This is a genomic window from Pseudoalteromonas rubra, assembly GCF_004212645.1.
Classification (GTDB): domain Bacteria; phylum Pseudomonadota; class Gammaproteobacteria; order Enterobacterales; family Alteromonadaceae; genus Pseudoalteromonas; species Pseudoalteromonas rubra_G.
Genome location: NZ_PPUZ01000059.1, coordinates 1 through 8,285 on the forward strand (window position 1 = coordinate 1; position 8,285 = coordinate 8,285).

8 protein-coding genes are annotated in these 8,285 nt (G+C 47.8%); 2 read left to right on the forward strand and 6 right to left on the reverse strand.

Annotated features, from left to right (window positions below; all coding sequences use genetic code 11):
- Positions 1–193: 193 nt before the first annotated feature.
- Positions 194–1,075, reverse strand: a complete 882-nt coding sequence (locus C3B51_RS18905; RefSeq protein WP_130246044.1) for a LysR substrate-binding domain-containing protein — start codon at positions 1,073–1,075, stop codon at positions 194–196.
- 126 nt (positions 1,076–1,201) lie between these two features.
- Between C3B51_RS18905 and C3B51_RS18910 the strand changes: the two genes are divergently transcribed.
- The gene (locus C3B51_RS18910) at positions 1,202–1,759 is read left to right on the forward strand and encodes a hypothetical protein (protein WP_130246045.1); all 558 of its coding nucleotides are present in this window, start codon (positions 1,202–1,204) and stop codon (positions 1,757–1,759) included.
- 87 nt (positions 1,760–1,846) lie between these two features.
- On the opposite strand, the gene C3B51_RS18915 is transcribed toward C3B51_RS18910, so the two are convergent.
- The 4 genes from C3B51_RS18915 to speD form a co-directional block, all read right to left on the reverse strand.
- Positions 1,847–3,319: an FAD-binding protein gene (locus C3B51_RS18915; protein ID WP_130246046.1), complete on the reverse strand. Its 1,473-nt coding sequence runs from the start codon at positions 3,317–3,319 to the stop codon at positions 1,847–1,849.
- A 417-nt stretch (positions 3,320–3,736) separates the two neighbouring features.
- Complete coding sequence (locus tag C3B51_RS18920; RefSeq protein WP_130246047.1) at positions 3,737–5,533, reverse strand: ABC transporter ATP-binding protein; 1,797 nt, start codon at positions 5,531–5,533, stop codon at positions 3,737–3,739.
- Positions 5,534–5,683: 150 nt separating this feature from the next.
- Positions 5,684–6,646, reverse strand: a complete 963-nt coding sequence (gene speE, locus C3B51_RS18925) for a polyamine aminopropyltransferase (RefSeq protein ID WP_130246048.1) — start codon at positions 6,644–6,646, stop codon at positions 5,684–5,686.
- Entirely contained in the window at positions 6,639–7,097 is a 459-nt protein-coding gene (gene speD / locus C3B51_RS18930) for an adenosylmethionine decarboxylase (protein ID WP_130246049.1), read from the reverse strand. The genes speE and speD overlap by 8 nt, the downstream gene beginning before the upstream one ends.
- Positions 7,098–7,558: 461 nt before the next feature.
- Here speD and C3B51_RS18935 point away from each other — a divergent pair, with 461 nt between their 5' ends.
- Positions 7,559–7,870, forward strand: a complete 312-nt coding sequence (locus tag C3B51_RS18935) for a hypothetical protein (RefSeq protein WP_130246050.1) — start codon at positions 7,559–7,561, stop codon at positions 7,868–7,870.
- Positions 7,871–7,995: 125 nt separating this feature from the next.
- Here C3B51_RS18935 and C3B51_RS23805 read toward each other — a convergent pair.
- Positions 7,996–8,285 (reverse strand): hypothetical protein (locus C3B51_RS23805; RefSeq protein WP_206076655.1); only part of this gene is annotated, 290 nt, incomplete at its 5' end.

Here is an 8,285-nt window from a genome sequence, read left to right on the forward strand (position 1 = left end):
TGGATGTCCTTGATGATCGCTTTTAAAGTGGATGTCCTTGATGATCCCTTCCGTAATCTTTCAAAGTTTTGAAAGACACCCACGCCACACTGGCGTACAGGAGCTACGCTATGTTTTAAAGTGGATGTTCCTGCTTATGCTGCTGATGCAGCTCAGTGAGGCGAGTCGAAGCACATCACTGGCAATCGAGTTATTAGAATAACAACTCCTCCAGCCATGACTGAAGTTTCTTGAGTGCTGGGTCGTTTCGACGGCTCTTACGCCATGAAAAATAATAGGCTGTTTGTGGTGGAATAAAGCCATCATCGTCAAGGCATATGAGTGCCCCAGACTCAAGTTCGTTTTTAACTAATGCCTTTTCTAACATGGCAATGCCCTGACCATAGAGTGCAGCCTGTACCAGCAATAGCGTGTGGCCGAACAGAATATGCGCTTGGCCGTCAGGGAAAGAGATGTTTTTATCTTGTTGCCACAATGACCAGATATTAACGCCCTCAATATCAATAAGTGGAATATCGCTGGCAGCATCCAAGTTAGGAAAGCCGGAAACTTGCCCGGCAAGAGAGGGGCTGCACATAGGGTGGTAACTTTCATGACAGATAAACTTGCTTTGGTAAGAAACGTGATGAATTTGGTTAGCAACGACAGCGTCAAGCTCGAGCGCTTCGGGTTTTTCTTCGCAGTTAAGCATACGAACCCTGAGGTCTATCTCAGGGTTGGCCTGCTGCCATTTTTCCAGAGCTGGCATCAGTCGTTTCATGGCAAATGCGCTGCTTACTCCCAGTTGAATAGGCCCGGATTGATATGACGTAATTTCACAAGTGACGTTATGAATATGCTCAAAAGACTGACGAATTTGCAGTGCATAATTTTGCGCTTTTTGAGTCATGACCAGTTGCTTTCCGCTCTTTTCGAAAAGCTTACAGCCAAGCCAGTCTTCAAGTCTTCTTATTTGATGGCTTACAGCGCTTGGTGTAATGCATAGTTCTTCAGCCGCCCTGGAAAAATTCAAGTGCCTGGCTGCAACAGAAAAAATATAAAGTGATTTGAGCGGAGGCATTACAGGTGTGGCCATAGTTAACTGTGAGTTTTATTCATAGGTGGGTAAAGAATATCAATTGTGTGGCCAGAATGTAATTGCTAGTTTGACCTCTGTTTTTAGTAACGCGCTAAGAGGCGCAATGATACAGAGGAGAAGCAAATGAAGAGCGTGGCTAAAAGGACATTAAAAAATAAATTCATTGCAGCACTGGTGTGTACGTTTGCGACAAGTGCTTATGCAGAAACAAGCTATTTTTGTGGTGCCGATAACCCGAAACAGGCAGCACAAATTGAAACACTGATACCCACTTTATATGACATAGTTTCAGGACGTCCCGAAGAAGCCAAGGACTGGCACCTTCTCAAACAGCTTTTTTCTCCAAAGGCGATGATCACACCGGTTTTTCATAACGGGAAAGATGTGATTGCCCAACCAGGCAGTGTTGAGCAGTTTATCGCTTTAAATAAGCGCCTGTTTAAAGATAAAGGCTTTTTTGAGCGTGAGGTCTCTCAGAAAGTATTCAAATTTGGTCATATGGCCAATGTATTGAGTGTTTATGAATCGAGGCGTTCTCCAGAGTTAGCGCCTTATGCAAGAGGGGTGAACTCTTTTCAGCTTCTGAATGATGGCCGGCGTTGGTGTGTGTTATCGGTTACCTGGGATAGTGAATCGGAGCAACATCCCTTTACAGAGCAGATTTTGCATTTATCAGATTGAGAAATTTAGCAAGGACATCCGGCGTATAGCGTGTCAGCGGCAGGTTCAATGTGAACCTGCCGCTGACAGAAGGGGAGAGAGGATAAGCTATCGTTTGAAAATCCCCCTCATCGGGCCTAACAGGTTATTTGGATCAAACCAGTTTTTCAGTAACTTTAGTAAAAACCATTTCCTGTGGTAGTGCTTCTTCCAGTCTCTCGCACTCATGGGGATGGCACCCACGGGGTATTGGCAACCGCCCAACGCACGTGCTGCTTCATAAATATTTCTGTTGGCCAGGGTGAGTTGTTCAACTCGTTCTGGTGTGGGTGGAATAGCGGTGCGCATCAATGAGAAATACACGAACTTATCTTCTTCAGGCACGCTGAAAAACAGGCTGCCAAATGCTTCTCTTTGTTGCATCGACATTAATACCGGGCCCGCGACATCATTGGGTGGCGTGTTTGCTAGGGTGTCCTCGATAAATGCCTGGGCTTTTGATGCAGGGATCAGCAGCGGGCACCAGGGGTGGGGCAATGTCCAAAGTCCGGCCGCTTTTAATTGCTCAACCACAGGTGCTAAACGGTTCAGGAAAGTAAAGTAAGGGAGGTCCTGGATCACCTCTTCTCCATATACAAAGTTTAGGCCATCTAGTAGTTCGGCATCTACGGGAGGAGTGTCCGGTTCAAAGTACTTCGCCAGTTGCATAACGTAGCGCCAGCCGCCGGCGGGGTCGGGTTCTGCGCCACCCTGTACGCCATCAAAAAGTCCTTCATCCAGCAGGCGCTGATTGTCATTTAAGTAGTGTGTTAAGTCATCATAAACCAGCTGATAGGCTCTGACCTGGCTGGGGGTTGGCTCCAACTCAAAGCCTGCTTCCACAATAATACCCAGCTGGCCTAATCCGCCTTTCATTGAATGGAACAGCATGCTGTTTTGGTATGGCGAACAGGTGAGTAAACGCCCGTCACCGGTAATGACTTTGAGGTGGCAGATATTATCGGCCATGCAGCCATGTTTGTATGATTGCGCGCCGAGGCCGCCAACGGCCAGGGTGCCGCCGACGCTTAAGTCAATAAAGTCAGTCACGATTGGCAAACCCAGATTGTGCGGCACCGTTTTGGTCAGCAAATCAATCCAGCGTGCGCCAGCCTGGGCGACTACCTGCTGATCATTCACCTCAGAGATATCTGCTAATGACACCATATCAATGACCACGCCGCCCTGGGTTTGCGTTTCCCCATTGGTTGAATAGCCTTGTCCTTTGACCGCAATGGTTAAGTTATGCTGATTCGCAAACTTCACCATTTTTATAATGTCTTGATAAACAGCAGGCTTTAAGATTGCCCGGGACACATAGCGATGAATATGGCCAAAGTCATCGGCGGCTTCGCTCAGGCTGGTTTCATCGGTGATCAGCTCGCCTTCAAACACCGGAAAGTTATCGGCAAACACCTCAGGAGGCGCATTGAGTAAATCAGCTTCGGTTGCCCAGCTTTGGCTTTGCAGGTTAAATCCAACAATCAGGCTACCTATGCCTATTTTTTTCATAAAGTCTCTGCGAGACGCTTTGTTAGTCATACATCCTCCTTATATTACTGACGTAAAGCAGTAAGCGTAAAAATCCGATTTGGCACTGGGCATGACGCACTGAATACTGACTCGTGTTTAGTTCACCTGCCCGGTGTTAACGTTAAACTTGCCTGATTGCGCGCGATCGCATGGCTCGTTGGTTGTTAATCCGCCAGACACAATACAATGTCTGAACTCAGGTAAGCCCAGTAGCCCAGGACATTCGCCTTACAGCTTGTGATTTTCAGGCTTAATTGCAGCCGTTAGCCACAATGCCATCATAGCAATATAAACATTAAATTCACAAGTATTTAACTTTGCTGGAGGGGGAGGGCAAAAGAATGGGAAGCGAGTTGGCGGCTTTTACCTGTGCTGCTGCGCTAATGCCTCATACTTTGCATCAGGCATTAGCGACACTTTTTAATCTTACGAAGCCACAGGGGCAATTATGTCTTCAGGTTTCCCTTCGCGCACGATTTTACCGTCTTTAATTTCAATAATGCGGTCCATCATAGCGAGCACGTCATAAGAGTGCGCAACCGAAATCACGGTTTTGCCCTTCATCAGTGTTTTGAGAGACGCGATAAACTCAGCCTTAAGCACCGGGTCCAGGGCGCTGGTTGCTTCGTCCAACAGGAGGATTTTTTTATCTCTGAGTATCGCTCTGGCCAGTGCCAGGCGCTGTCGCTGGCCACCCGACAGTTGTCCGCCATTTTCACCAATAAAGGCCGATAAGCCTGTGCGACCCCGGGCGTCAGTGTAGTTTTCTACAAACGTCAGGGCATTGGCCCGTGCCAGGGCTTGTTTCACAGCCTCCCGGCTGACGCTATTCAAACCAAACGCCACATTCTCATAAATGCTTTGATTAAACAGGCCGATATCCTGGTTTAAAAAACTAATCTCACCGCATACTTTGTCTGTTGAGTAGTCTTCGATGTTTTTACCATCAATATAAATCGCGCCCGCTTCAATTTCGTCAATGCCGGTAAGCATATTCAGCAGCGAGGACTTACCCGCACCGGAAGGGCCGATGATCCCGACTTTTTCACCGGCTTTGATTTTTAAAGACAGATCGGTGAACAGTGGCGCTTTGTTCTCATAGCCAAATTCAACCTGTTTAAAGGTGATTTTGCCGTTCGCGACATTAAAGTTGCCTTCGTCTTCAATAGGTTCTACCTCTTCCAGAAATTCGTTGACGACCTCTCTGCCCACGGTAACCTGGCCCCAGGAGACAAAGAAGGCGTCGAACTCGTCCTGGCACCACTCCGACAGCGAGATCACCCGGTACACCAGGGCAAGCACCATAGAAAACTCACCAATGGAGATACTGCCTTGCATCCACAGCTGCAAACACAATGCGCCCGTACCGACCACTAACAAACCATTGAGTAAGCCAACCACAGAGGCAAAGTTAGAGAACACGCGGAATTCCTTCGCCACTACTCTGCGGTGTCGGGTGGCCCATTTCTCGGCAAACTGCTGTTCATAGTCGGCGTTGGAGAGCATTTTTACGGTGCGGATACGCGCAAAGCGCTCGGTAAACTTCCCGGTGATCTGCGCGCAACTTTCTGCTTCGAGTCGGTTGGTGGTTTTGGCTTTGGGGATCCATTGCCCCAGCAACATAGCCAAAAACAGGCCGGTCCAGATAAGGAAAGGCAGTGCCAGCCAGCCGTCAATGTTGCCCACGTAAAACAGCAGAGCGCCCAGAAACGCGAGCAAAAACCCGGCAAACCCACAAAACTGCAATACCACATCGATGATAGCCTCTGAGGTATCGACAATAACAATGGCGGTTGAGCCAGGATCATCTTCTTCGTGGTAACTGGCAGGAGAGGCAATCAGGGTACGATACAATTTTATAATGGTATTTTTTTGCAGGTTGGGTCCGAGCAACTGATGAAACACCAGGTTTTTAATCAGGGTGATGGTGGGGATCACCACGGCGATGGCAACTGCAACGAGGGCCAGCGTGTGGCCTTTGTCATTGAGCTCTACGCTGCCGCTTGCGCTATCCAGCCAGTCGACTAAGTCACCTAAAAAGTCGAACGTCACTATCTGTAACAGACCACCCAGCAAAGAAATAACAAAGGCGATGGCTATCCAGCCAGAGAACTCTTTGGCGCACTGGCGAATAAACGGCAGGTTATGCTCTGCTGGTGTTAACTGGCTGTCAAAGGTGTCTTTGTGGCCTAATTTCTCAAATAGCTTAAATAATGATTTCATTGTGTTGTGTGGCACCTGGGCGGATCGGGTTTTGCTCTGGCTGTGTTGCCGGAACCTGGACCAAATAAGCCACTGGCACGATGACAGAGTGTCGTGACAGTGGCTCTGAGTGTGATGGTAATTTACCTTTATGTCATGCAGGAGAAAGGCTTATTCGTCATCATCACGCTGATTGGAGGTGGCCGGGGTGTAGTCATCCCAGTCACCGGCTTCTGGCATCGACAGCTCATCCACATTTTCACACTTCACGGCCTGGGTGACGTAATCTCGCATGTCTTTTGACAGGAAGAAGGCACCAAAGTGGGCTTCAGGTGAGTAGTATTTGGTGTGAATGTCGGCCTGAGCAAAGCGTGACCCCAGCTCATCAAGCGATAGCGTGTCTATGGTGCCACTGCGTGTTGCCCAGATAAACGCATGGGAGCCGCCAAAGTAGTCGTAACAGCCGCCCATATAAATGCCTGCAGAGTTGTTAAACGCCTGAGTCAAACGCGACACCATAGATTGCATCATGTAGGGTTCAAAGTACGGTGTGCCACCTTGTGCGACCAAAATCCCGTTTTTTTTCAGTGCGGTTAAGCAATTGCCAAAGAAAGATTGGGTAAACAGGGTTTCTGATGCGCCGCCATCCGGATCTGCCGCATCCAGAATGATGAGATCAAAGCAATCACTGTACTGAGAGATGATCTCTGCACCATCCCCAATGCGCAAGACAAATCTGGGGTCATCAAATGCGCCATTGTTGATTTCGGGTAAAAACTCGCGGCTTAACTGAATGATTTGCTCATCAATATCCACCATCACGACGTTTTCGACGCTTTTATGCTTTAAGACTTCACGGGCACTGCCACCGTCTCCGCCTCCCACGATCAGCACATTTTTAATGTTGCCGTGAAAAAGGATTGGGACATGCGCCATCATTTCATGGTAAATGTGCTCACCCTTGGTGGTGACCTGAATACCATCGTCTATGCGCATTACTTTGCCCAGGTGACGGGTTTCGAAGATGCTGACATCCTGGAACTCGGTTTCTACGTCGACCAACTCTTTTTCTGAACGAAGTGCAATGTGAACGCCACTTGTCATTTGCTCGTAATGCCAATTAATCTTAGTCATGTGCGTGAATACTCCGTTGTTGTGCGTTTTTAAGGGGGGCGTGTAACTGCTTATCTAACAGGGGCTGAAATTCCCCGGTGCGACTGACAGAGCCGCCCCGGGTGAGGGTGTTAATGACCATTCGGCCGGGCTGAAAACACGCCTTTATCACCGGCAGGCACAGTTCAGGCTGCGCGTCACCGCACATAAAAATGTCCATGGCAGCAAAGTTGTACTCCGGCCAGGTGTGAATAGAAATATGGCTTTCGGCCAGAATGATCATGCCCGACACCCCGCCATTGGTTTCAAATGGGTGTAAATGGGTTTTCAAAATGGTGGCGTTTGCGGCGTTGGCACATTCAATCATCATCTTCTCAATGTGCGCCTCACCTATCAGGTTAGAGGCATCAAACAGGTCGACAATAATATGCTGGCCCAATGGGTAAACCGACTGTGTTGTGGGTGTCGTCATGCTGTTACTCAATGTCTGTCCTCAAGGTGCCCGGGTCGCCCGCTCTGCTCGTGTTTTTTGCTACAGGTAAAAGTAACTGACCAGCAACACAGGTATAGAGAGATGGGCTCCGAATCCCCCCCTTTTTCGAATACAGATATTCCAGCACTGAAATGTGCAACGAGTGTGGAGTAGGTAATGGGTGCTCAAATAAGTTTGAATAGTGGGGTGGTGAGGCTGTGTGACGAGAGAGACCAGAGGTCGGATACCTACTTTTTGTGGTGGGTGTCCGGGGAAAAATCCTTGTGACTTCACAAACTAAGAAGTTTGCGCCAAGATGAGCACTGAAAAATGACGTGCTAAAGTTGGATATCCTGATAAATCGTTCTTTAGGAAAGCGGATAACCCCCTCAAGCACGGGCTAGTTGTTTAATTGGTTGCTGTTCCATCAGCTACCAGTATGTAAGTAGAAGGTAGCTCCAATGAATAAGAAACTGATGCTTTTAAAGCTTCCAATAAGTGTTGCGATCGTTCTTAGTACAAAAGGTGGTTACTTTCTAGGTGTGCCTCTCTTTGCTATTTACTACTTCATATTCTATCGAAAGGTTGTTGGGTCGAAAGAATTTACTGAGCATGACAAAGGGCTTTTTAAAAAAACGCCCTATTGCATTGCTGTTGCTGCGCTGGGTGGGGGCCTAGAAAGCTTGTTTATATACGGGATTGCAGGCGTATGGTACGTGTACTTTTTATTGAGTATTGACCCAGAAGTTTCTAATGAAAAACAAAATCACTGATATCTGTTTAAAACAGGTGCTTATCGAGCGCTTATTTTTGAAATAACAAACACCTGAGTGATGTGCACAAGAGTGAGGGATTCGATTTCGGGCATAAAAAAACCGTCCACATAGGGGCGGTTCTCTTAAAAGTAATGGCGGAGAAGGAGGGATGACAAAATACGTCCTGTATTTTGCCCTGCGGGCCGCACTAAAGTGCGTTCAATTTTGTTCCAGACAAAATTGTCGAACCCTGGTCGAGGGTTCTCACCCACCTTCTCATTCGTGAAGAGGTAAAGTTTGGGCATAAAAAAACCGCCAAAAAAGGCGGTTTTTTTATTATTAATGGTGTGTGCACAAGAGTGAGGGATTCGCTTTCGGGCATAAAAAAACCGTCCACATAGGGACGGTTCTCTTAAAAGTAATGGCGGAGAAG